Genomic DNA, 23441 nt, shown 5'->3' with positions numbered 1-23441 from the left:
TTATGGAAAAGAGAATTTTAAAAGACGATAACGACCGTGTAGATGGCTTTTTAAAAGTTACCGGACAAGCTAAATATTTTGCCGAATATGAACTGCCCGGCCTAACTTATGGTGTTTTGGTTACAAGTACCATAACCAAGGGTAAAATTACGGCATTGGATACCAAAGCGGCAGAAAAAGCCCCGGGTGTTATTGCCGTGGTTTCGCACCTTAACAAACCATCTGCAGCTGCTTACGAGCAGGAGGGCGGACCACAGATGAAGATTTTTTATACGGATAGAATCTTTTATAATGGCCAGCCGATTGCCATTGTAGTGGCCAATACCTTCGAAAGGGCAACTTATGCGGCTTCGCTGGTTAAAGCAACATATGCAAAGGAAGAATTTAATACCGATTTCGAAAAGGCTTTAAAAGATCCGAAAGCGAAAAAATTTCAAGGTCAGGCTGATTACAAGCGCGGTATCGAAAACGCTTATAAAACGGCAGAAGTAAAGGTAGAAGAAAGATATTTTTTACCCATTGAAACACATAACCCGATGGAGCTCCATGGCATCATTGCCGATTGGCGGCCAAATAACCAATTAACCGTTTATGCTAAAACACAGGGGGTAAAAGCTACTCAGGGCACAATAGCCAATGTTTTTAAAATCCCGATGGAAAATATCCAGGTCAACTCAGAATTTGTGGGCGGTGGCTTTGGTATGGCATTGCGTACCTGGCCATTGGAAATTGCAACTGTAATGGCTTCGAAACATATTGGTAAGCCAGTAAAGCTTGTGGTTACAAGGATGCAGATGTTTACAATGGTTGGTAACCGGCCAGCTGCAATACAAACGATAGGTTTAGGTGCAAATAAAGATGGTAAACTAACCGGCATTACCCACAGGGCATATGGCGAAACATCCAGCTATGAAAATTTTACTGAAGGAGTGGTAAACATGGCCAAATTTATGTACCAGTGTGATAATGTAAACACATCTTATGCCATTGTACCGGTTGATCTTGGTGTACCGATCTGGATGCGCGGACCGGGCGAAGCAACGGGAGCATTTGCCCTCGAAAGTGCAATTGATGAGATGGCGCACGCTTTGGATATGGATCCATTGGATTTCAGAATAAAAAATGATCCGGAAACCGATCAGCAAAAAAACAAACCTTTTTCGAGTAAGAATATCAAAGAAGCTTATAAAATTGGTGCTGATAAAATAGGATGGAACAATAGAAAAAATAAGCCGGGAAGTTTAACTGAAGGGCCATGGCAAACGGGTTATGGAGTAAGTGTGGGTGTATTTAATGCGAATAGAGGTAAGGCCAGTGTTAAAGGGATTTTGAAAGCAGATGGCTCTTTACTGTTGCAAAGTGCAACAAGTGATATTGGGCCTGGTACAGGTACTGGTATGACTTTAATTGCAAATAAAGTGATGAACATCCCGGTAAATAAAATCACTTTCGAACTTGGCGACTCATCATTGCCGCCTGCACCAAGCCAGGGAGGTTCGGCAACACTTTCTACCGTTGGTTCGGCTGTAAACGATGTTTGCGTGGCTTTAAAATCAGCGGTTGCAGAGTTAGCAGCAAATTCAAATATGGATGCCACAGCTAATTTTGTTGATGTACTGAAAAAAAATAACCTTCCTCAGATAGAGGTAACCAAAGAAAGCCAGGGAGGAAAGGAGCGCGACAATTACTCAATGTATTCTTTTTCAATTCATTTTGTTCAGGTTAAAGTGCATTCGCTTACAGGTGTGGTTAAAGTAAATAAAATTGTTTCAGTGGGCGATTCTGGTACAATCGTTAGTCCGAAAACGGCCCGCAGTCAAATGCTGGGTGGTGCTGTTGGGGGTATCGGAATGGCTTTAACTGAAGAATCGATTGTTGATCACCGCTATGGAAGATACATTAATAATAACTTCGCCGATTACCATGTTCCGGTAAATGCTGATGTGCCAGAAATCGATGTTAATTTTATCAATAAGCCCGATCCTTATATTAATCCAATGGGTGCAAAAGGTATGGGCGAAATTGCTTTAATCGGCTTTTCTGCCGCAGTAGCAAATGCGGTTTTTAATGCAACAGGGAAAAGAATCAGAACTTTACCAATTACACCAGATAAGATATTGGCGTAGTTTATTTAGTTACCTGTATATTATTAAGAAGCAAATTTTTATTACCTTACTATTGGTAATACCTGGAAAAGATTGCTCTTTGCCCCAGGAAATGATGTTTATGATGCTATTAAATTGATTTAATTAAAAGCGGGGGCATCATTATAAAAAGCGGGGGCATCAAAATAAAAAGCGGGGGCATCATTATAAAAAGCAGGGGCGTCATTATAAAGAGCGGAGGCATCATTATAAAAAGCGGGGGCATCAATATAAAAAGCGGGGGCAATAAAATAGAATCCATAGCGGTATTTATAGATTAAATGCAACAAAATCTCACCTGCTGAAATGAACCGGCTATGACGAAGCCTAAATGTTAATCTCCTAGATTTGGGCAAAATTTAAGATATTATGATAGCTGCAAAAGGATATGCTGTTCACAGCAAAACTGATAAATTGGCTCCATGGAATTTCGAAAGAAGGAATGTTGGGCCGAAAGATGTATTAATTGAAATTTTGTTTAGTGGCATTTGCCATTCTGATATTCATCAGGTGAGCAGCTTTAATGGGGACCTGCCCGTTATCCGATGGTTCCGGGACATGAAATTGTAGGCCGGATTACAGAAGTGGGATCTGCTGTTTCAAAATTTAAAGTTGGCGACCTTGCTGGTATTGGTTGCATGGTTGATAGCTGTAAAGAATGCCCAACCTGTAAAGGCGGCCAGCAACAGTTTTGTGAAAAAGGAGAAACCGTTTGGACGTATAATAGTGTTGAAAGAGATAAAACTACGCCAACATATGGTGGTTACTCAAATAAAATTGTTTGTACAGAAGAATTTGTGGTACACGTTGCCGATAACCTTCCATTAGCGGGTGTAGCACCATTGTTATGTGCTGGTATAACTACCTATTCGCCAATTAAAAGATGGGGAATTACCAAAGGCCATAAAGTTGCAGTATTGGGTTTAGGCGGTTTAGGCCATATGGCAGTTAAATTTGCTGTCGCTTTTGGTGCAGAAGTTACGGTATTAAGTACTTCGCCATCAAAAGAAGAAGATGCAAGAAAATTAGGCGCGCATAACTTTGTGATCACCAAAGATCCTGAACAGTTGAAGAAATACGCCAAACATTTCGATTTTATCATCGATTCAGTTTCTGCACCGCATGATTACGAAATGTATTTTAAGTTATTAAATGTTAACGGTGTACATATCTGTGTTGGCATACCTGCCGAGCCGATAAAATTTCCAGGTTCTGGTTTAATGCAGGGCAACAGGGTTTTAACCGCTTCGAGTATTGGTGGGATTGAAGAAACACAGGAGATGCTTGATTTCTGTGCCGCACATGATATTGTTTCAGAAGTCGAAGTAATCAATATCAACTACGTTAACGAAGCCTATGAGCGGGTATTAAGCAGCGATGTAAAATACCGTTTCGTAATTGATATGGATACGGTATAATTAGAGAAGTCAAGTTTAATGGGCAATATGCCTATTAAAATGACTTCTCCGAATGTTATACAAAAAAGCGTCCTGATTTTACATCAGGACGCTTTTTTGTTTTATTAAATAATGGCTGAAAGATTCTTCGACTTGCTCAGAATGACAAATTGAGATAAAATACTCCGTGTTTCTGTGATTCCGTGGCAAAAGAATCAACCTACTACCATTGACAAGCTGTTTTAATAGTCCTCGTTTGTAACGAGGATTTTTGAGGCCTGCATTTGCAATGCGAAAATAATTCCTTTATGAGCGATAAAATCGCTTTACTCGTACATCCTCGTTACAAACATGGACGATGTAGAAGATTGCTTCGTCGGCTGAAAAACTTAAATAGTCCTCATTTGTTACGAGGATTTTTGAGGCCCGCATTTGCAATGCGAAAATAATTCCTTTAAGAGCGATAAAATCGCTTTACTCGTGCATCCTCGTTACAAACGATAACGATGTAGAAGATTGCTTCGTCGGCTGAAAAAGCCTTCTCGCAATGACGATAGCCAAAAGATACTCCGTGTTTCTGTGATTCCGTGGCAAAAAATAAACCTACTACAACTGACAGGTTGTCTTAAATAGTCCTCGTTTGTAACGAGGATTTTCTGAGGTACGCATTTGCAATGCGAAAATAATTCCTTTAAGAGCGATAAAATCGCTTTACTCGTACATCCTCATTACAAACGATAACGATGTAGAAGATTGCTTCGTCGGCTGAAAAAGCCTTCTCGCAATGACGATAGCCAAAAGATACTCCGTGTTTCTGTGATTCCGTGGCAAAAAAAATCAACTTACTATTGACAGGTTCTCTTAGATAGTCCTCGTTTGTAACGAGGATTTTTGAGGTACGCATTTGCAATGCGAAAATACTTCCTTTAAGAGCGATAAAATCGCTTTACTCGTACATCCTCGTTTGTAACGAGGATTTTTGAGGCCCGCATTTGCAATGCGAAAATAATTCATTTAAGAGCGATAAAATCGCTTTACTCGTACATCCTCGTTACAAACGAGGACGATGTAAACAATATGCCTATCAAAATGACTTCTCCGAATATTATACAAAAAAGCGTCCTGATTTTACATCAGGACGCTTTTTTTGTTTTATTAATAATGGCTGGAAGATTCTTCAACTTGCTCAGAATGACAAATTGAGATAAAATACTCCGTGTTTCTGTGATTTCGTGGCAAAAAAATCAACCTACTTTGCAGTTGCTTTACCAGTGTATGTTGCTGCTAATTTTAATGCATTATAAGTATTTACGATACCACCGCTAATACAAAGATCAGAGAAAGGAACCGAAACTTTTTCTGCTCCAGGCTCTTCACCTTTTGCGTACTCCACGTTGTGGTTCACTTTAGTTACCGATTTAACAATGATTTCTTTAACCTGTGCTGCCGTTAATTTTGGATAATACGAACGGATTAAACCAGCTAAACCAGCTACAACAGGAGAGGCCATACTGGTTCCATCAAGGTTTTTGTATTTAGAGCCTGGCACGGTAGAATAAATCTGAACACCAGGAGCGAAAACATCAACTTGTTGTTTGCCAAAGTTAGAGAAGCTTGCTTTAAGCGTTTCATCATCTTTCGGACCAGAAGCACCAACAGTGATCCATGAAGCAATGGTTTTTTCGTCTAAATCTTTATGGTTAGGAAAGTTGTTTTCTACATCAATATTTTTGTTTTCGTTACCAGCTGCCTGTACAATTAATACATCCTTAGAAGCTGCATATTTCATCGCTTCGTTTACAATTTCCTTGTTCCAGCTGTAAGCTTTACCAAAACTCATGTTGATCACTTTTGCACCATTATCTACCGCATAACGAATGGCATTAGCAACATCTTTATCCCTTTCGTCACCATTTGGCGTACAACGCACACCCATAATGGCAACATTATCAGCCACACCTAAAATACCAAGTTTATTGGTTCTATCAGCAGCTATAATACCTGCTACGTGCGTACCGTGCATGGCATCAGGTCCGGCTACATCATTATTGCCATAAAATTTCTCTTTTACATTGTTCGGGTCATCACCAACTATCGAACGAGGATCGTAATCAAGATTTAAGTTGTAATTGGCCTGGCGGGTATAGTAGTCTAAACCTTCAACAATCTGATCTTCATAAAAATCTTTAAAGCTGCCTTTTTCAAGCTGTTGGGTTAACACACCCTGAATTCTGCCTTCAATTTCTGTAGCTGGTTTAAAGTTTTTAAAGTCTTCGATAGTTGGGTTTTCCTTACCAATTTTCTTTACCACAGCATCTAAAGCGGTTTTAAAGCTAGTTATGCCAGCAAGATTCTCTTTAGCTTCTGCCAGTTGCTTTTCTAAATCTGCTCTTTCTGCTTTAAATGTTTCGTAATCTTTTTTGTCTTTTTCAGCAACATTTGCATCCGTAGTATTTGCAAATCGAGCCTGATCGCGACGTACTAAACGGGTTAACTCCAGTGTTTCGAAGTTTACGGATTCCTTTGGTCCACCAATAAAATTCCAACCGTTAATGTCGTCGATATAACCATTTTTATCATCGTCTTTTCCATTGCCCGCTATTTCTTTGGTATTAACCCACATAATCCTTTTCAGGTCTTCATGCGTAGCTTCAACACCACCATCATTAACTGCAACAATAACTTTTACTGATTTTTTACCTTTTAAAAGTTCTTTATAAGCTTTTTCGGTACTGATCCCAAAAGTGGTATCACTTTTAAGGTCAAGGTTTTGCCAGTTGGCTTTTTGCGCATTGGCTAAAGTTGGCAATGCACTTAAGAAGGCTGCACTTATAAGGGCGCTAAAAATTCTACTCTTATTCATTTATGTATTTTTGTATTAAACGTCGAAAGTTAATTTTAATTTTTTTATTGAAAGAAAATGTATTAAAAATAATGGTTTTGGCACGTTTTGTTGTTGATTCCGATTTTATTTTTCTTTAATGAGATCGTCATGTTCAATTTATTTAAGCGTCTTTTATGCAAAATAAATGCTGAAATAAATCCGATAGCTATCGGATCAGGGTAATGCCTGCCTGCGCCTAAATGAAAGAAATTTGGGTTAAAAAAAAATCCTGAAACGTTTTTCAGGATTTTCATCTATATAAATAATACGATCTACTTCAAATTGGCCACAATTTTTTTTGCCATTTCATCGTGCGATTGTATCACAGTTAAGGTATTGGTTGCCCAGGTTTTTACTGCCTGATCGCGGTTTTCAGTTCCCTGTTTAAAAAGTGCAACGGTTTTATCATGGTCGGTAACCATCATATCCATATAATGTTTATCAAAGGCTGCTCCAGTCATTTTTTTCATTGCATCGATGTGCATCTGATCTTCGGCCGGAAGTGCATCAGGAGTAATGATCTTTTTATTTACAGCCAAAGCTTTCAACTCGGTATTTGCTTTGGTATGATCGGCCAGCATTTTAGCTGCAAAATCTTTCACTTCGGCACTTTTGGCATTTTTTTGAGCAATCTTTGCTGCTTCAACTTCCATAATACCGCCAACGGCTGCTTTTCTTAAAAAGGTTGCTCCAGCTTCGTCAACCCCAGTTTCTGTGGTTTCTGCACCTGCAACATGGTTTCCGTTTACCATGGTGGTATCGCCCGAAACACTGTCTTTTGTAGTTGCTGATTTTTTATCCGCAGTTTGGCAAGCCTGGAAAGAAATGGCCAAGGCAAAGGCTGTAGACAATAGAAATATCTTTTTCATGTTTTCTTTTATTTTGATGTGTATTGAAAACAAGAGAAGTTAAAAAAGGTTTTTACCGTTAATCCTGCGCTTGTTTATAGATGTTTGGATTGGCAATAGCCATTTGTCTTTCAGGATTTTGGATCTGTGAAAAACCAAACTGTTCATATAGGCCATGCGCATCCAAAGTAGCCAGTTGATAACGTCTTAAACCCTGCAAATCTGGGTGGAAGATCATAAATGACATCATTTTTTTTGATAAACCCAAACCGCGGTAAGTTTCTTTGATATACACATCGCAAAGCCAGCCAAAAGTAGCCTTATCGGTTATCCACCTTGCAAAACCAACCTGCTCAGGACCCTTGTAAATACCAAAACACAATGAATTTTCTATGGAACGTTTTACCGTTGCAAGCGGGATGCCTTCTGCCCAATAAGATTCTTCACTCAAATATTGGTGTATGGCTTCAATATCCAAATGCGCTTTATTATCTGAAAATATGAATCCATTTTCGCTGATTTCCATTTTGATGCTGGTTAACCGTTTAATTGTAAAAGTTGATTATCGTAAATCAGTTTACTGGTGAATCATATGATAGGCTTATCGCATGGATAAGTAACCGATTTACCAGTTTACGCAATTAACCTTATTAGTTACGCATATTTATAAACTGCAGGGGTTGACCAAAATCTTCATTTCTGCAAAGATTGATTACAGCTTGCAAATCATCAATTTTCTTTGCTGTAACACGAACCTGATCATCCATAATTGATGGCTGCACTTTTAATCCGCTGGCTTTAATTTTAGCCACAACTTTTTTTGCGGCTTCTTTATCCAAGCCCTCTTTAATGCTGATTTCTTTTCTTATCATGTTGCCAGAAGCCTGGTGCTCATCACCAAAATCGAGACTTTTTGGATCTAAATTCTGTTTCATCATTCGCGAAATAATAGAACCTTCGATGGCTTTTAAACGCATATCATCTTCGGTTACGATGGTAACAACGTTTGTTTTTTTATCCAGATCGATGGTGCTTTTTGAGCCGTTGAAGTCGAATCGGTTTAAAATTTCCTTTTTTGCATTGTTAATCGCGTTGTCTAATGTTTGCGCGTCAACTTTACTTACTATATCAAAAGAAGGCATGGTTTTAGTTTTAAAGTAAAAAAATAAGTAGATTTAATAGAAATTAATCCAACCTCACAAAAAAACGAAAAATAATATGAAAACCACTAAGCCGAAGTCTCAAAAAAAAATCACCAAAAAAGAAGTTAAGAAACAATTGGAGCAATCTATTACAGATAAGTTTCTGGATGTGATTAAAAGCTTAGGTCATGATGTATCTGAAATTAGCACAGAGGTTGGGAAAGCAAGTAAGCGTGTGGCCAAAAAATTAACTAAAAAATTCACCATCGTTAAGGCCGATGTTGGTCAGAAAATTGATGATTTATTGCATGCCTCGAAAGAAAAGGCAAAAGAGGCTAAAAAACCAGCTGTTAAGGCAACAACAAAGGCAGAGAAATCTGCAGCAAAAGTGGTAAAAAAGGCTGTTGCAAAAGCCAAACCTGTGGTACAGAGTATTAAGGTAGCTGCCATAGAAACAGAAGAAAAGGCAGAAAAAGTATTGGCAAAGCCAGTTACAGCAGTAGAGGAAGCCGTAGCAGCATCGCCATCTGTAGCTAAAAAAGCAGTAACTACAGCAGCTAAAGCCCCCGCAAAAGCAGCAGCAACAGTTAAAAAAGCTGTGGCACCTGTGGCTACACCAGAAAAAGCAAGTTCGGTTGTTAAAAAAACAGTAGCTAAAGCTGCGCCAGCGGTTAAGAAAGAAGTGAAAACACCAGTTAAAAAATAGATTTGTTAACATTAAAGCGTGGATGAATTAACATCGATTTAACAAATTAATGTGCAGTTTTGAACATCCCTGTTATGGCAGGGATTTTTTATTTTTTTAAATGAGCAATAAGAAGATCCCATTTTTTAACCGAGAGATAAGTTGGCTTTACTTTAACGATCGCGTATTGCAGGAAGCAGCCGATGAAACCGTGCCGCTCATCGAAAGGATTAAGTTTCTATCAATATTTTCTTCCAACTTAGAAGAGTTTTATCGGGTTCGTGTGGCTACAATGACCAGGTTAACGAATTTAAACGATAAAGCAAAAGCACTTTTGGGCTTTAATCCCAAGAAAATTCTTAATGAGATCAAAAACATTGTGGTAAAGCAGGAAAGAAAATTCGACCAGCTTTTTCAAGCCACTTTGATCAATGAACTTGCGCAAAACAGAATTTTTATTCTAAATGATACGCAACTCAATGTAAGCCGGGGGGAGTTTGTTAAAAACCACTTTAGAGATAAGATTTTATCCAACGTAGTACCGATTATGCTGGATATGGAGAAGCCTTTTCCAGAACTTAAAGACCGGTACCTTTATTTCTTTGTTAAACTTTCGAAAAAAGATACAAAAATTAGAGAAAAGTATGCTTTAATTGAAATTCCACCGAATTTGCCAAGGTTTTTGGTGCTGCCAGAAACCAACGACCTGAAATTTATCATCCTTGCTGAAGACATTATCAGGTATTGTTTAGATGATATTTTTTATGTTTTTACCTACGATAATTTAGAGGCTTATTCGATTCAGTTAACACGTGATGCTGAACTGGATATTGATAAAAATATCAATGATAAATTTATTGAAGATTTAAAAAGCAGTTTGGAAAAGCGAAAAAAGGGGAAACCCATGCGTTTGCTTTACGATTCTGCTATGCCTTTGAATATGCTTACTGTTTTGGTAAATAAACTTAAACTCGAAGCCGAAAGTTTAATTCCAGGCAACCGTTACCACAAATTCGGCGATTTCATTGCTTTCCCAAATGTGGGTAAAAAGGAGCTGGAATATGCGCCAAACGTGCCGCTTAAGGTACACGATCTGCACCGCACACAAAGCATGTTCAATAAGGTGGCCCAACGGGATTACCTGGTTAATTTGCCCTACCAATCTTACGATTATATTATTCTGTTTCTGCGCGAAGCGGCCCTCGACCCTAAGGTAACCGAAATACAGATTACTTTGTACCGCCTCGCCGAAAATTCTAAGGTGATTAACGCACTGATTAATGCCGCTAAAAATGGCAAAGCTGTTTCGGTTTTACTAGAGTTAAAAGCACGTTTTGATGAGCAGGCGAATATTTTTTGGACTACCCGTTTGATGGAAGAAGGGGTGAAAGTAAATTATGGTTTAACTGATTATAAAGTGCATTCTAAAATCTGTTTGGTAAAACGGATGGAAAAAGAAAAACCTGTTTATTATGCCAATTTGGCCACAGGTAATTTTAATGAGAAAACAGCAGGTTTATATTGCGATCACAGTATTTTTACCGCTAAAAAAGAAATTACAAACGATTTGGTGAAGCTTTTTGATGCCCTGAGCAAAAGAACAGTAACCAAAGGTTTTAAACACCTGATTGTTTCGCCTTTAGAAAGCCGTTCGAAACTGGTTAATTTTATCAACCGCGAAATAAGAAATGCCAAACAAGGAAAGTTGGCTTACATCATGTTAAAAGTGAATAGTTTAGCTGATGAGGGCATTATTGCAAAACTGTATGATGCCAGCAATGCGGGGGTTAAAATTCAACTTATTATCCGTGGTATTTGTTGTTTAGTGCCTGGTGTGAAAGGATTTAGCGAAAACATTACAGCCATCAGTATTATCGATAAGTTTTTAGAGCATGCCCGTGTGTATATTTTTGGCAATAATGGAAAAAACGATATGTATTTATCGTCTGCCGATTTAATGAGCCGAAATTTTGAACACCGTGTAGAAGTGGGTTTTCCGGTTTTAGATCATGATGTGAAACAGGAAATTCAGGATATTATCGATCTGCAATTGCAGGACAATACAAAATCGCGGCAGATAAACGCCTTAAATAACAACAAATACCATAAAAACAGGTTAAGCAAAAAAATAAGGGCGCAAGTAGACATTTATAACTATTTAAAAACCAAGCATCAATCATAATGTTAAGATACGCAGCTATAGATATCGGTTCGAATGCCGTGAGGTTACTCATTGCCGATATCAGTAAACAGGACGGAAAATATAAATACAAGAAAAATACTTTAATCCGTGTGCCTTTAAGATTGGGTGATGATGCATTTTTGGATCAGTACATTTCGGATAAGAAATCTGCAGATCTGGTGAAAACGATGACTGCATTTAAAAATCTGATGGATGTTTATCATGTTTCAGAATATCTGGCCTGTGCAACATCTGCCATGCGGGAGGCAAGTAATGGTCAGGATATTGTTAAGCTGATTAAAGAACAAACAGACGTTACTTTAGAGATTATAGAAGGGCAGCGCGAAGCAAATATTATATATGCCAATCATATTGAAGAGGAATTGGACGAAAATAAAACCTATTTGTATATCGATGTTGGTGGTGGCAGTACAGAGTTATCGGTTTTTGTAAAAGGAACACCTGAGGCTTCACGCTCATTTAACATTGGTACAATCAGGATGCTTGATAACCAAGACAAAGAAGAAACCTGGGATGAGATGAGAGAATGGGTGAAAGAGCACACAAAGGCTTATAAGCACCTTGCGGGCATTGGTACTGGAGGTAACATTAACAAGCTATTCAGGATGTCTGACGAAAAGGAAAACGCGCCTTTATCCTTGCAGAAATTAAATTCGATGTATAACAAATTGACCAGTTATTCATTAAAAGAAAGGATTAACACATTAGGACTAAATCCTGACCGTGCAGATGTGATTATTCCTGCCTGCGAAATTTATTTAACTTTAATGAAGTGGACAGGCATTAAGCAAATTTATGTGCCTAAAGTGGGGATGGCCGATGGGATTATTAAATTGCTGATTGAAGAGAAGCTGGATTAGATTGTAGTTATTGGATTGTCAATTCAAACGAAACGGAGGAATGACAAGTTTTATTATATAAATCGTCTTCCTGAACTTGTTTCAGGATCTTTATGGCTTGAAATAATTTATGGACTATAGGCCCTGAAATAAATTCAGGGTGACGCGTGTATTATAGGGTGACGCATATTTTTTTAGGGTGACGAGTGTATTAGGTAAATCGTCCTCCTGAACTTGTTTCAGGATCTTTTATGGCTTAGTATAATTCTTAGATTTTAGGCCTTGAAATAAATTCAGGGTGACGCCTATTTTTTAGGGTGACACATACTTTTGACGGTGACGCATATTTTTTTAGGTTAACGCACGTATTAGGTAAATCGTCTTCCTGAACTTGTTTCAGGATCTTTTTGCAACGAAATACATTCATGGATTTTAGGCCCCTGAAATAAATTCAGGGTGACGCGTGTGATAGGTAAATCGTCTTCCTGAACTTGTTTCAGGATCTTTTTGCAACGAAATAAATTTAAAGATAATAGGCCCTGAAATAAATTCAGGGTGATGAGTGTATTAGGTAAATCGTCTTCCTGAACTTGTTTCAGGATCTTTTTGCCACGAAATACATTTATGGATATAGGCCCTGAAATAAATTCAGGGTGATGAGTGTATTAGGTAAATCGTCTTCCTGAACTTGTTTCAGGATCTTTTTGCCACGAAATACATTTATGGATATAGGCCCTGAAATAAATTCAGGGTGACGCGTGTATTTTATGGTGATGCATATTTTTCAGGGTAACGCATATATAGGTAAATCGTCTTCCTGAACTTGTTTCAGGATCTTTTTGCAACGAAATACATTTATGGATTACAGACCCTGAAATAAATTCAGGGTGACGCATGTATTTTATGGTGATGCATATTTTTCAGGGTAACGCATATATAGGTAAATCGTCCTCCTGAACTTGTTTCAGGATCCTTATGGCTTGAAATAATTCATGGATTATAGGCCCTGAAATAAATTCAGGGTGACGCGCGTGTTTTAGGGTGACGTATATATAGGTAAATCGTCTTCCTGAACTTATTCAGGATCTTTACGGCTTAGTATAATTCATAGATTATAGGCCCTGAAATAAATTCAGGGTTACGCGCGTGTTTTAGGGTGACGTATATATAGGTAAATCGTCTTCCTGAACTTGTTTCAGGATCTTTTTGCTTAGAATAATTAATGGATTACAGGCCCTGAAATAAATTCAGGGTGACGCGTGTGTTATAGGGTGACGTATATATAGATAAATCGTCCTCCTGAACTTGTTTCAGGATCTTTTTGCAACGAAATACATTCATGGATTTTAGGCCCTGAAATAAATTCAAATGCCACTGCGCCTCATTCGAAATAGTGAGTGCTGTTAGATGTATCTATCTACTAGTAAATTTTACTCTTACTAAGTTTCAGAAACATCCGACAGCACAAAACAGGAAAGATTTTTAAGCTTATTTAAGATTCTAAAAGCGACACGGCCTTATCATCTACAAACCAGGTCAATTTACCATCGATTGGGTTAATTAACTGAGAAGGGTAGGTATCTACATCTTTGTGTTCATCGCCGATTACATGTTTCAATGCTTCAGCTTTGTTTTCGCCAAAAACTAAAAATGCCACATTATCAGCTTTATTAATTAAAGGTGCAGTAAAACTGATCCGGTAAGTATCCAATTTTTCTACATATACAGAAGCGACATTTACTTCTTCATCTTTTACCAATGTGGTATGAGGGAAGATAGAAGCGGTGTGTGCATCATCGCCCATGCCTAAAAGAATCAAATCGAAAACAATGTCTTCTCCGTTGAAATGCTTGTCAATCGCTTTTTTATATTCAATCGCTGCTTTTTCTGGAGCTAAAGTTGTATTTACATAAAAAATATGGTCTTCTTTGATTCCTAATGGATCTAAAATGGCTTTTTTTGCCATTAAACCATTATAATTATCATCATCTGCCGGAACATTGCGTTCATCTCCAAAGAAGAAATAAACTTTTTCCCAATCAATTCTATGTTGACCTTCGGTAGCAAGTAAATGATAGAGTGCTTTAGGAGAACTACCGCCTGTTAAAACGAAATTAAAGCGGTCGTTTTCTTCGATAGACATTTCTGCAATTTTAATTACATAATCCGCCAGATCCTGATTAAGTTCTTCTAATGTTTTATATATGAGTAGATTCATGTTGTAGTGGTTAATAGTTGATGGTTCATGGCTAGAGACTATCCGGCCATGAACCATCAACTTATTTATTCTTTATTCTTCAAAGGCAGGTTAAACCAATGGAAACCATCTCTTGCAATAAGTGCTTCTGCTTCTTCCGGTCCCCAGCTATCGGCAGGATAATTAGGGAAGTTGATTGATTTTTTGCTTTCCCAGGTATTTAAAATTGGCATTACCAACTCCCAGGCCGCTTCTACCTGATCGCCACGCATAAATAACGTTTGATCGCCCATCATCGCATCCAGTAATAAGGTTTCGTAAGCTTCAGGTGTATCACCTTCGTAAGTTCCTTTGTAATCGAAAACCATATCAACAGGATTTAACACCATATCCAAACCTGGTCTTTTGGCCTGTACCTGCATACGGATACTCATTTCTGGCTGAATACTGATTACCAATCTGTTTTGCTGCCAGTTTTCGGTTACACCTGATGAGAAAATCTGATGTGGTACATCTCTAAACTGAATGGTAATTAATGATGAAGTTTGGTTTAAGCGTTTTCCTGTTCTCAAATAGAAAGGAATGCCCTGCCATCTCCAGTTATCGATATGAAATTTAACTGCTGCAAAAGTTTCGGTGTTGGAGTGAGGATCTACACCTTTTTCCTGGCGGTAGCCCGGAACTTCTTTGCCTTCTACCCAGCCTTTACTATATTGGCCCCTAACGGTATGGAAACGGATATCTTCTGCAGAAAAAGGACGCATTGCTTTTAAAACCTCTACTTTACGGTTTCTGATTTCGTCGGCATCGAAGTTAATGGAACTTCCATTCCGATTAAACAGAGTAATTGCAACAGGTGATTCTGAATCATATCTCTCAACGCACCAGAACCCTCGTAATAGCCACCACGATCGCCTACGCCTAATTGTTCTGTTACCGAAATTTGAACGTGATCGATATACGACCTGTTCCATAAAGGCTCGAACAAGGCATTGGCAAAACGGAAAGCCATCATGTTTTGAACGGTTTCTTTACCTAAATAGTGATCGATACGGTAAATCTGTTTTTCAGTAAAAATGGTAGCCAATAAAGCATTTAGCTCTTTTGCCGATTCTAAATCATGGCCGAAAGGCTTTTCGATAACAATACGGCTGTTATCTTCATCCTGGGTAAGTTTGTATTTTTGCAAGCATTCTGCAATAATAGGGAAGAAGTTAGGGGCAACTGCGAGGTAGAAAATTACCTGTGTACCTGCACCATACTCTTTTTGATATTTTTCTACAGCTGCTTTTAAATTTTCGAAGGTTTTTGGCTGTGCAAAATCAGTTGGGCAGTAATGCATTGTTTTTGCAAAATCGTCCCACTTATCTTTTTTTACTTTTCCACTGCGTGAAAATTGGTTTACGGCATCTTCTAAGGCAGCTTTATAGCTATCGTCGGTAAATTCGGTTCTACCTGTACCAATAATGGCAAACTTATTTGGCATGTAACCCTCTATAAACAAATTATATAGGGCAGGTGCTAATTTTCTTTTGTTTAAATCACCTGTTCCACCAAATATTACAAAAATGGTAGGGTTTAATGCAGTTTTGCTTTTCATTTTATGTTGTTGTTCGTGAATCTAATAGGTTATGATAATTTATTCCAGTCAGCATGGAAAACACCATCTTTATCAATACGCTCAAAAGTATGTGCGCCAAAGAAATCTCTTTGTGCCTGGATTAAATTAGAAGGCATGCGGCCTGTGGTAATGGTATCGAAATAGGTTAGGGTTGATGCAAATGCAGGAATACCTAAGCCAGAACTGATACAGGCACCGATTGTTTTGCGTGTGCCGCTTAATGTTCCTTTAATGATGTTTTGAATACCAGCATCACCGAATAAATGTTCTAATGAATTATTTTTCTCGTAAGCCTGATAAATATCTTCTAAAAATTTGGCCCTGATGATACAGCCACCACGCCAGATTTTTGCAATTTCCTGTAGCTGTAAATCGTATTTATATTCCTTTGAAGCCTGAACCAATAAATGCATACCCTGTGCATAGGCACTGATCATAGCAAAGTAAAACGCATCTTCAAGTTCTTCAATGGTAACTGCTATCTGGGTATCTTTTTTGCCAAAAGCCTCTTCTAAAGAAACCCTTAATTGTTTAAACTTGGATAAATCGCGGTTTGAAACAGCCTCGTTAATGGTTGGAATTGGCAATTGAAGTTCCATTGAAACCTCTGACGTCCATTTTCCGGTACCTTTTGAGCGGGCTTCATCTTTAATCTGATCTAAAAGATCATTTTGAGTTTCTGCATCTTTAAAAACAAAAATTTCAGCAGTAATTTCTAATAAGAAAGATTGCAACCTACCTTCGTTCCATTTTTTAAATACTTTGTATATACCATCGTTGGAATAGCCTAAACCATTTTTCAGGATTCCGTAAACTTCGGCAATGAGTTCCATAATGGCATATTCAATTCCGTTATGTACCATTTTAACAAAGTGACCGGAAGCACCCGGGCCAATGTAGGTTACGCAAGGATCGGTTCCGACTTTTGCAGCTACCGCATCAAAAACATCTTTTACTACATTGTAAGCTTGTTTATCGCCACCTGGCATCATACTCGGACCAAAACGTGCGCCTTCTTCACCTCCAGAAATACCCATGCCGAAGAAATGCAAACCATCTTTCTCCAGTTCATCAACGCGGCGGTTGGTATCGGTAAAATGAGAGTTACCGCTATCAATGATAATATCGCCTTTGCTTAACAATGGTTTTAACTCTGCAATAACACTATCAACAATTGGTCCGGCAGGCACCAGTAAAATCAGTGTACGTGGCGTTTGCAAGCTTGCAATAAAAGTTTCAATATCATCAAATCCTTCCAGATTGTGCGTTTTGCCTTCTTCTTCAAGTTTCGAGATCATTTTTCTGTCTTTATCGTAACCTGTTACAGAGAAGCCTTTATCAGCCATGTTTAACAATAAGTTTCGGCCCATTGTGCCTAAACCGATCATTCCCAATTTATATTTTTTTGAATCGTTACTTGCCATTTTTTATTTTTTAGGTTGCACCCAAAATTAGGGTTTACAAATTAATATTGCAGATATTGTTGTTAAAAGATTGTAATAAAGATCAATTATTTTTCAGGCTCAACAGTGAAGATGTTGTACTTATCGGCCAGTTTCCAAAGCTTGGCACCACCTTTAATTCCATCTCTATTGGTTACAATTCTAATATTGCTTTCCAGTTTAAAATCTATCTGTTTAGAATTACCGCCACCTATATATAAGGTATCGTAATTAAAAACTGTTTTGTAGATTTCGATTACTTTTTTAAGCCTTTTATTCCAACGTTCCGAGCCGATTTTTTCGAAAGCTTTATTGCCTATATAATCATCGTAATCTTCATCCTTGTCAATTGGTAAGTGTGCCAGTTCTAAATGTGGCAACAATTCTCCATCAAACAACAATGCAGTACCAAAACCGGTACCCACGGTAAACACAATTTCAAAACCTTTACCTTCTACAACGCCCAAACCTTGCTGATCGGCATCATTTACCAGTCGTACCGATTTGCCCAGTTCGTTGGCCACGCGTTGGGCAAGGTCTACATCAGCCCATTTATTTTTAGCGAGATTTGGAAGCGGTTTTAACTATTCCGTTTTTTACATAGCCAGGAAATCCGATTGAAACACGGTTGTAGGTGTTCGGAAAGGGGGCAATTAGTTCAACAATACCAGAAACAATGTCTTTAGGTGTAGCTTCGGGCGGAGTTTTACTTTTTATATATTCGGTAAGCATGTTTCCGCTTTCATCCAAAAGAACCGTTTTAATGCTTGTGCCGCCAATATCGATGGATAATATATTGTTTTCAGCTTTTTTCTTTTCAGCCATAGTAGTGTATTTATAATTTCGAAGTTCTACAAATAAATTAAAACGACAAACATTAAATCACTATCGAAGTAATTTATGTGTAATAATATATTCTATAAAATCTATGTATTTAATAGAATATATTTAAGTTTGTTCCGTTAAACTTAAAATAGACCAAAGTTGTTATGACGGTAAATTACCTTGCATTCGCTATTCCGGCGTTTTTTATTTTTGTATTTATAGAGTTTAAAATAGCCCGGCATCAAAAAAGGGCAGAGGTATTTAAATATGAAAGTACGGTAGCAAATTTTAGTGTAGGGATTGCCGAAAGGTTGTTGAATTTATTTATTGCAGCCAGTTTTTATCAGATTTATAACTGGGTTTACACCAATTATGCCATTTTTGATATCAGCACCAAATGGTACATATGGATATTGCTATTGTTGGCTACAGATTTGGTTTGGTATTGGTACCACAGGTTGGGGCATGAAATTAACTTTTTATGGGCAGCACATATTGTGCATCACCAAAGTGAGGAATTTAATTTATCGGCAGCAGCAAGAATCACTACTATCCAGGCTATTTTTCGGAATGTATTCTGGTGTATTCTTCCATTGATCGGCTTTCATCCGAATATGATTATTGCCATACTATTGGCACATGGAGCCTATTCTTTTTTTACCCATACCCAATTGATTGGGAAGCTGGGCTGGTTGGAAAACATACTGATTACACCTTCCTTACATGGCGTTCATCATGCTTCTGATGAGAAATACCTGGATAAGAATTATGGAGATGTTTTTGTGTTTTGGGATAAGCTTTTTGGTACTTTTCAAAAGGAAGAAGAAGCTCCGAAATATGGTTTAACACATCCCATTAAAAGTTATAGTTTTTTATGGCAGCATTTTCATTATTACCTGGAAATTGCAGAGGCTTACAAGCGTGCGAATGGTTTTAAAACAAAATGGGATGCCGTTTTTGGTAGTCCGGCTTTGATGAATCAGAATATCCGGCCAATTTTAGAAGCGCGCTATTATCAGAACAAAAAGCAGGAAGTGGCCAAACCTAAATTTAAAATTTACTTAAATATCCAGCTGTTTATTGTGGTGGCCATGCTTACTACAGCAACTTTATTTTATGGCTTTTTAACACCAGTAAACAAGGTCGCGATCCTTATATTTATTTTGGTTACGCTTATAAATATAGGCGCACTGTTAGAGCAGCGCAAATGGATTTACTACCTGGAATGTTTCAGGCTGATCTTAATATTTGGCTTCTTTTTTTACACTTATAATCTACTTGGTTTTTTAATATTCCCCGTTATTATTTTAATTACACTTGAGCGGACATTCTCTTTACGTAAACTTTACATGAAACATGTTTTTGAGTATGTAGAAGCCCGTTAGTGTTATTTCTTTAGCTTTCGATTTTAATTTATACATTATTGTTACAAGATGCTGTTTCGTTTTGTTGCAGTATATTGATGCTTATTTATTTAATGTGTAATGAAATTATTACGCGTGGTGGTTAGCTTAACTTATATTGATGGATTGAGATCAAATTTATTGCTTTAAACACTCTTATTTGGCTGATTTCTATTTAATCCTTTTCAAAATATCTTTTCCGGATTTTCTTCAATCATCTTTAATTCTGTCTTTTTAATCATTCAGTTATTGAATGTTTGCTGTTCGTGTGTTTTATTGTTTTTTGTTTCGATTTGTTTTTATAATTTTATATAACGAAACTTATAATAAGTAAAATTAAACTAAACGCAACATTTTAGTGAGGCTTTTAATACATTAATATTTACTTAACATAGTTTTAACATAAACAGACTTACTTTGCCCGCAAATCCGGTCGAAATAAATCGAAATTATGAACCCTATTACTAACCGGATATATAAATAATTATGATTAAAAATTTTACTCAACAGATTTCGTGGTATCAGTGCGTTCTGCATGTAAAGAAAAGCAATCCCGATAGCTTTAAAACAATTACCCCTTTTTTTAAAGGTAGGCTAAAACGCTTTAGTATTTTAGTGTTTGCATTGGTATTACAATTGGTTTGCATAAACCAAGGTTTTGCACAAACGCCAACCCAAAAAATTGTTATTAAAGGTACTGTGTTAGATGATGCGGATGGACAGGTGTTAATTGGTACTACCATCACCGATAACAATAAGAAGTTTTTGGCAGTAACAAATGAGAAAGGAAATTACTCAATCAGTGTTGCGAAGGGAACAACCATTTTGTACAATATGGTGGGTTATAAAACTTTAGCTAAAGTTTTTAATAACAACGATAATGATGCTGTGGTAAGGTTACAATCTTCTACAAGTGCTTTAAATGATGTTGTGGTTACGGCCCTTGGTATTAAACGTTCTGAACGGGCACTGGGTTACTCAGTTGCAGTTTTAGATAGTTCTGCATTTACCAATGCGGTTTCTACCAACTGGACTGATGCTTTATCGGGTAAAGTTGCAGGCTTAAACCTGGTTCGTAACAGCGGTTTGGCTGCATCCAATAAAATTATCCTTCGGGGAGAAAATAATTTAACCGGCGATAACGAAGCGCTCATTGTAATTGATGGTGTAGTTGCCAGTAGCAGTGCTAAACGTACAGCCGGAACAGGTGGAGGCGTTTATGGTACATCAGGAGATATTCTGCCTACAGATTTTGGAAGCGCGCTAAATGATTTAAGTCCAGACGATATTGAGAATGTAACCGTATTAAAAGGACCTGCTGCATCTGCACTATATGGCCAGCGTGGAGCAAATGGAGCCATTGTAATTACCACTAAATCTGCTGGCAGCAGCAAAAAAAAGTTTAACATTACGTTTACTTCCAATACAGCATTTGAGCAAATTAACAGAGGTCCGGATATTCAGCAAGAGTATGGAGCAGGCGTAAGTGGTGCAAGCTATTACAGTTTTGGAACCAATGCCGATGGTGCCGATACCCATGCAACTAGTTCTACCTACGGACCGAGGTTTGATGGCACGAGCATTTTTTTTCAATATGATCCAACTACACAAAAAGGTGGCACCACCCGTACACCTTGGGTGGCTTATCCAAATGCTTTGGATGCGTTTTTCAAAACAGGTGTCGAAACTACCAATTCTGTAACATTAGATGGAAACGCTGGAAAAGTAGGGTTACGTTTTACTGCAAACCATGGCAACAATGATTGGATTGTTCCCAATACAAATTTAGAGCGTACTTCCCTTGCGCTATCTGGAAATAGTAACATAACCAAAAAACTAAACATTGTTTTTAAAGCCAACTACAATAATAGGCATAGTGATAATTTACCAGCAACCGGTTATGGTAATCAATCGTTAATGTATTGGTTTATGTTTGCGCATCCAAACATGAATTTGGATTGGTTTAAGAACTATTGGGTAGCCGGACAGGAAGGTCGGAAATTTGTTGATTTAACATCCAGCTTTCCAGAAGGTCCTTATGCAATTTCTGAACAATATTTAAACGGACAGAGAAGAAATGGTATTTTGGGTAATATCCAGGCGACTTACAAGTTTACCAATGATTTAAGTTTACTTGTGCGTTCTTCTATTGATTATAATCATGATATCCGCGAAACTAAGCGTCCGTGGGATGCTGCAGGAGCGAAATTTGCTCAGGGATTCTTTCGTGTTCAGGATATAAATTCTTATGAAGTAAATGCCGACTTTTTATTAAGATACAATAAAGATTTATCTAAGGATTTAAAACTTTCTGCTTCAGTAGGTGGTAGCCAATTGAGAAATCGATACAACAAATCAGAATTGCGTGCTGATGGATTGGTTGTTCCGGGAGATTACAGGTTAGAAAACAATCAAAATCCACTGATTTCTGTTCCGGATACTGCCCGTTTTAACATTAACAGTTTGTACGGTACAATGTCGCTTTCACTAAAAAATTATTTGTTTTTGGATTTAACAGGCAGACAGGATTGGAACAGTACTTTGGCATCTCCGTTACGTACCGATAATGTGGGTTTCTTCTATCCATCTGCAAGTTTATCTTTCATTGCTTCCGATTTTTGGCAAATGCCTTCACAAATTAGCTATTTTAAACTTCGCGGATCAATTGCCTAGGTGGGTAGTGGAGGTACAACACCATACCGAACTGCATATAACTATACCCTTGCCGCAAACGGAATTTATCCTGGCGGTGCAATGACAAACCCCAAGTGTACTCCCAAACAATAACTTAAAGCCATTATCTACCACAACAATTGAAGTGGGTGCGGAATTAAAATTGTTTAAAAACAGATTGAATTTTGATTTTGCCGCTTATACCGGAAATACAAAAAATCAGATATTAAGTCGCTCAATTGATCGTGCAACTGGTTATTCTATTGCCGTATTCAATGCAGGACGAGTAGATAACAAAGGTTTGGAAATGTCATTAAACGCAATACCATTGCAAACCAGATCATTTAAATGGACGGTTAACGGAACTTTTTCAGCAAACAGAAACACCATTAAAGAACTTGCAGATAGCTCAGTGATATTGCGTACCGGCCCAATTGGAGGTACTCAAATCGTAGCCAATGTAGGAGGTAGTTTAGGCGATATTTATGGTTTTGGCCTAAAGCGTTCACCTGATGGACAAGTAATATTCGACAATACGGGTAAAGCCATTCCAGATCAAACCCAGTTAAAATACCTGGGTAATACTATGCCTAAATTCAGATTTAGCTTTGGTACTGGTGTAACTTATAAAGGCTTTGCTGCCAATGTTTTATTTGATGCACAACTTGGTGCTTTTGCCCATTCTTTAACCTTTGCAAGAATGGCCGGCCTTGGTAAATTGAAATTAACCTTACCGGGAAGGTACGGCGGTTTAATCGGGGATGGTGTAATGTTAAATCCTGATGGTGTTACTTATAGTCCTAATACCACAGTTGCAACTGATGTGGGTGCATTTTATGAAGCCATGTACGGCTCAACCAATGCAGAAGGAAGTACATTTAGAACAGATTATTTAAAATTCAGAGAGGCTAATATTAATTATACATTCTCAAAAAGATTGGTTTCTAGCTTAGGCCTGAGCAGGATAACCATAGGCGTGTATGGCCGTAACCTGTACACCTGGTCGCCATGGCCTGCCTTCGATCCGGAGTTTGGTACACTGTCGGGCAACGATATTGTACAAGGTTTTGAGGTAGGACAACTGCCATCAACCAGAACTTTTGGTGCACGTTTAGTAGTGGGTATAAACTAATAAGAA

At 37.8% G+C, this 23441-nt stretch carries 17 protein-coding genes and 1 pseudogene; 9 read left to right on the top strand and 9 right to left on the bottom strand.

Translation table 11 applies throughout. The annotated features are described in order from the left end of the window. Positions 1–2 precede the first annotated feature (2 nt). The 3 genes from AC0IWE_RS07005 (at position 3) to AC0IWE_RS06995 (ending at position 3562) form a co-directional block, all read left to right on the top strand. On the top strand, positions 3–2126 hold the full coding sequence (locus AC0IWE_RS07005; RefSeq protein ID WP_471792511.1) for a xanthine dehydrogenase family protein molybdopterin-binding subunit: 2124 nt from the start codon (positions 3–5) through the stop codon (positions 2124–2126). A gap of 387 nt (positions 2127–2513) precedes the next feature. Further along, on the top strand, positions 2514–2714 hold the full coding sequence (locus tag AC0IWE_RS07000; protein ID WP_471792510.1) for a hypothetical protein: 201 nt from the start codon (positions 2514–2516) through the stop codon (positions 2712–2714). Beyond that, positions 2690–3562, top strand: a complete 873-nt coding sequence (locus tag AC0IWE_RS06995; RefSeq protein ID WP_471792509.1) for an NAD(P)-dependent alcohol dehydrogenase — start codon at positions 2690–2692, stop codon at positions 3560–3562. Before AC0IWE_RS07000 ends, AC0IWE_RS06995 begins: the two co-directional genes overlap by 25 nt. Positions 3563–4790: 1228 nt before the next feature. Here AC0IWE_RS06995 and AC0IWE_RS06990 read toward each other — a convergent pair. From AC0IWE_RS06990 to AC0IWE_RS06975, 4 genes are all read right to left on the bottom strand, one after another. Beyond that, positions 4791–6404: a S8 family peptidase gene (locus tag AC0IWE_RS06990; RefSeq protein WP_471792508.1), complete on the bottom strand. Its 1614-nt coding sequence runs from the start codon at positions 6402–6404 to the stop codon at positions 4791–4793. A gap of 293 nt (positions 6405–6697) precedes the next feature. After that, a complete protein-coding gene (locus AC0IWE_RS06985; protein ID WP_471792507.1) occupies positions 6698–7294 on the bottom strand; it encodes a DUF4142 domain-containing protein in 597 nt (198 codons plus the stop codon). Between the two features lie 58 nt (positions 7295–7352). Next, positions 7353–7799, bottom strand: a complete 447-nt coding sequence (locus AC0IWE_RS06980; protein ID WP_471792506.1) for a GNAT family N-acetyltransferase — start codon at positions 7797–7799, stop codon at positions 7353–7355. A 124-nt stretch (positions 7800–7923) separates the two neighbouring features. Further along, on the bottom strand, positions 7924–8415 hold the full coding sequence (locus AC0IWE_RS06975) for a YajQ family cyclic di-GMP-binding protein (protein WP_463495110.1): 492 nt from the start codon (positions 8413–8415) through the stop codon (positions 7924–7926). Positions 8416–8491: 76 nt separating this feature from the next. On the opposite strand from AC0IWE_RS06975, the gene AC0IWE_RS06970 reads away from it, so the two are divergent. The 3 genes from AC0IWE_RS06970 to AC0IWE_RS06960 all read left to right on the top strand — a co-directional run bounded on the left by AC0IWE_RS06970 (position 8492) and on the right by AC0IWE_RS06960 (position 12163). After that, entirely contained in the window at positions 8492–9121 is a 630-nt protein-coding gene (locus tag AC0IWE_RS06970) for a hypothetical protein (RefSeq protein WP_471792505.1), read from the top strand. A 100-nt stretch (positions 9122–9221) separates the two neighbouring features. Then, positions 9222–11282, top strand: coding sequence for a polyphosphate kinase 1 (ppk1, locus tag AC0IWE_RS06965; protein ID WP_055913459.1), 2061 nt, complete (start codon positions 9222–9224; stop codon positions 11280–11282). Further along, complete coding sequence (locus tag AC0IWE_RS06960) at positions 11282–12163, top strand: Ppx/GppA phosphatase family protein (protein WP_055913462.1); 882 nt, start codon at positions 11282–11284, stop codon at positions 12161–12163. The genes ppk1 and AC0IWE_RS06960 overlap by 1 nt, the downstream gene beginning before the upstream one ends. A 1471-nt stretch (positions 12164–13634) precedes the next feature. Here the strand turns inward: AC0IWE_RS06960 and pgl are convergent. From pgl to AC0IWE_RS06935, 5 genes and pseudogenes are all read right to left on the bottom strand, one after another. Continuing rightward, on the bottom strand, positions 13635–14360 hold the full coding sequence (gene pgl, locus AC0IWE_RS06955; RefSeq protein ID WP_471792504.1) for a 6-phosphogluconolactonase: 726 nt from the start codon (positions 14358–14360) through the stop codon (positions 13635–13637). Between the two features lie 65 nt (positions 14361–14425). Further along, positions 14426–15939 (bottom strand): annotated as a pseudogene (zwf, locus tag AC0IWE_RS06950) (glucose-6-phosphate dehydrogenase). A gap of 29 nt (positions 15940–15968) precedes the next feature. Next, on the bottom strand, positions 15969–17384 hold the full coding sequence (gene gndA / locus AC0IWE_RS06945; RefSeq protein ID WP_471792503.1) for an NADP-dependent phosphogluconate dehydrogenase: 1416 nt from the start codon (positions 17382–17384) through the stop codon (positions 15969–15971). An 86-nt stretch (positions 17385–17470) separates the two neighbouring features. Then, positions 17471–17926 (bottom strand): hypothetical protein, encoded by a 456-nt coding sequence (locus tag AC0IWE_RS06940; RefSeq protein ID WP_471792502.1) that lies wholly within the window; start codon positions 17924–17926, stop codon positions 17471–17473. A gap of 34 nt (positions 17927–17960) precedes the next feature. Beyond that, complete coding sequence (locus tag AC0IWE_RS06935) at positions 17961–18227, bottom strand: ROK family protein (RefSeq protein ID WP_471792501.1); 267 nt, start codon at positions 18225–18227, stop codon at positions 17961–17963. Between the two features lie 164 nt (positions 18228–18391). On the opposite strand from AC0IWE_RS06935, the gene AC0IWE_RS06930 reads away from it, so the two are divergent. The 3 genes from AC0IWE_RS06930 to AC0IWE_RS06920 all read left to right on the top strand — a co-directional run bounded on the left by AC0IWE_RS06930 (position 18392) and on the right by AC0IWE_RS06920 (position 23435). After that, on the top strand, positions 18392–19612 hold the full coding sequence (locus tag AC0IWE_RS06930; RefSeq protein WP_471792500.1) for a sterol desaturase family protein: 1221 nt from the start codon (positions 18392–18394) through the stop codon (positions 19610–19612). 504 nt (positions 19613–20116) lie between these two features. Continuing rightward, positions 20117–22303 (top strand): TonB-dependent receptor plug domain-containing protein, encoded by a 2187-nt coding sequence (locus AC0IWE_RS06925; protein ID WP_471792499.1) that lies wholly within the window; start codon positions 20117–20119, stop codon positions 22301–22303. 145 nt (positions 22304–22448) lie between these two features. Then, positions 22449–23435: a hypothetical protein gene (locus tag AC0IWE_RS06920; RefSeq protein ID WP_471792498.1), complete on the top strand. Its 987-nt coding sequence runs from the start codon at positions 22449–22451 to the stop codon at positions 23433–23435. The last annotated feature ends 6 nt before the right edge of the window (positions 23436–23441 follow it).

The organism is Pedobacter sp. AC402, from assembly GCF_979252805.1.
The sequence above is the reverse complement of the archived record's forward strand: the minus strand, read 5'-3'. Positions and strand labels throughout refer to the sequence as shown.

Excerpts from the sequence above, each read along its gene's own strand:
- AC0IWE_RS07005 (WP_471792511.1), top strand. The coding sequence starts at position 3 with ATGGAAAAGAGAATTTTAAAAGACGATAACGACCGTGTAGATGGCTTT.
- AC0IWE_RS07000 (WP_471792510.1), top strand. The coding sequence starts at position 2,514 with ATGATAGCTGCAAAAGGATATGCTGTTCACAGCAAAACTGATAAATTG.
- AC0IWE_RS06995 (WP_471792509.1), top strand. The coding sequence starts at position 2,690 with ATGGTTCCGGGACATGAAATTGTAGGCCGGATTACAGAAGTGGGATCT.
- AC0IWE_RS06990 (WP_471792508.1), bottom strand. The coding sequence starts at position 6,404 with ATGAATAAGAGTAGAATTTTTAGCGCCCTTATAAGTGCAGCCTTCTTA.
- AC0IWE_RS06985 (WP_471792507.1), bottom strand. The coding sequence starts at position 7,294 with ATGAAAAAGATATTTCTATTGTCTACAGCCTTTGCCTTGGCCATTTCT.
- AC0IWE_RS06980 (WP_471792506.1), bottom strand. The coding sequence starts at position 7,799 with ATGGAAATCAGCGAAAATGGATTCATATTTTCAGATAATAAAGCGCAT.
- AC0IWE_RS06975 (WP_463495110.1), bottom strand. The coding sequence starts at position 8,415 with ATGCCTTCTTTTGATATAGTAAGTAAAGTTGACGCGCAAACATTAGAC.
- AC0IWE_RS06970 (WP_471792505.1), top strand. The coding sequence starts at position 8,492 with ATGAAAACCACTAAGCCGAAGTCTCAAAAAAAAATCACCAAAAAAGAA.
- ppk1 (WP_055913459.1), top strand. The coding sequence starts at position 9,222 with ATGAGCAATAAGAAGATCCCATTTTTTAACCGAGAGATAAGTTGGCTT.
- AC0IWE_RS06960 (WP_055913462.1), top strand. The coding sequence starts at position 11,282 with ATGTTAAGATACGCAGCTATAGATATCGGTTCGAATGCCGTGAGGTTA.
- pgl (WP_471792504.1), bottom strand. The coding sequence starts at position 14,360 with ATGAATCTACTCATATATAAAACATTAGAAGAACTTAATCAGGATCTG.
- gndA (WP_471792503.1), bottom strand. The coding sequence starts at position 17,384 with ATGGCAAGTAACGATTCAAAAAAATATAAATTGGGAATGATCGGTTTA.
- AC0IWE_RS06935 (WP_471792501.1), bottom strand. The coding sequence starts at position 18,227 with ATGGCTGAAAAGAAAAAAGCTGAAAACAATATATTATCCATCGATATT.
- AC0IWE_RS06930 (WP_471792500.1), top strand. The coding sequence starts at position 18,392 with ATGACGGTAAATTACCTTGCATTCGCTATTCCGGCGTTTTTTATTTTT.
- AC0IWE_RS06925 (WP_471792499.1), top strand. The coding sequence starts at position 20,117 with ATGATTAAAAATTTTACTCAACAGATTTCGTGGTATCAGTGCGTTCTG.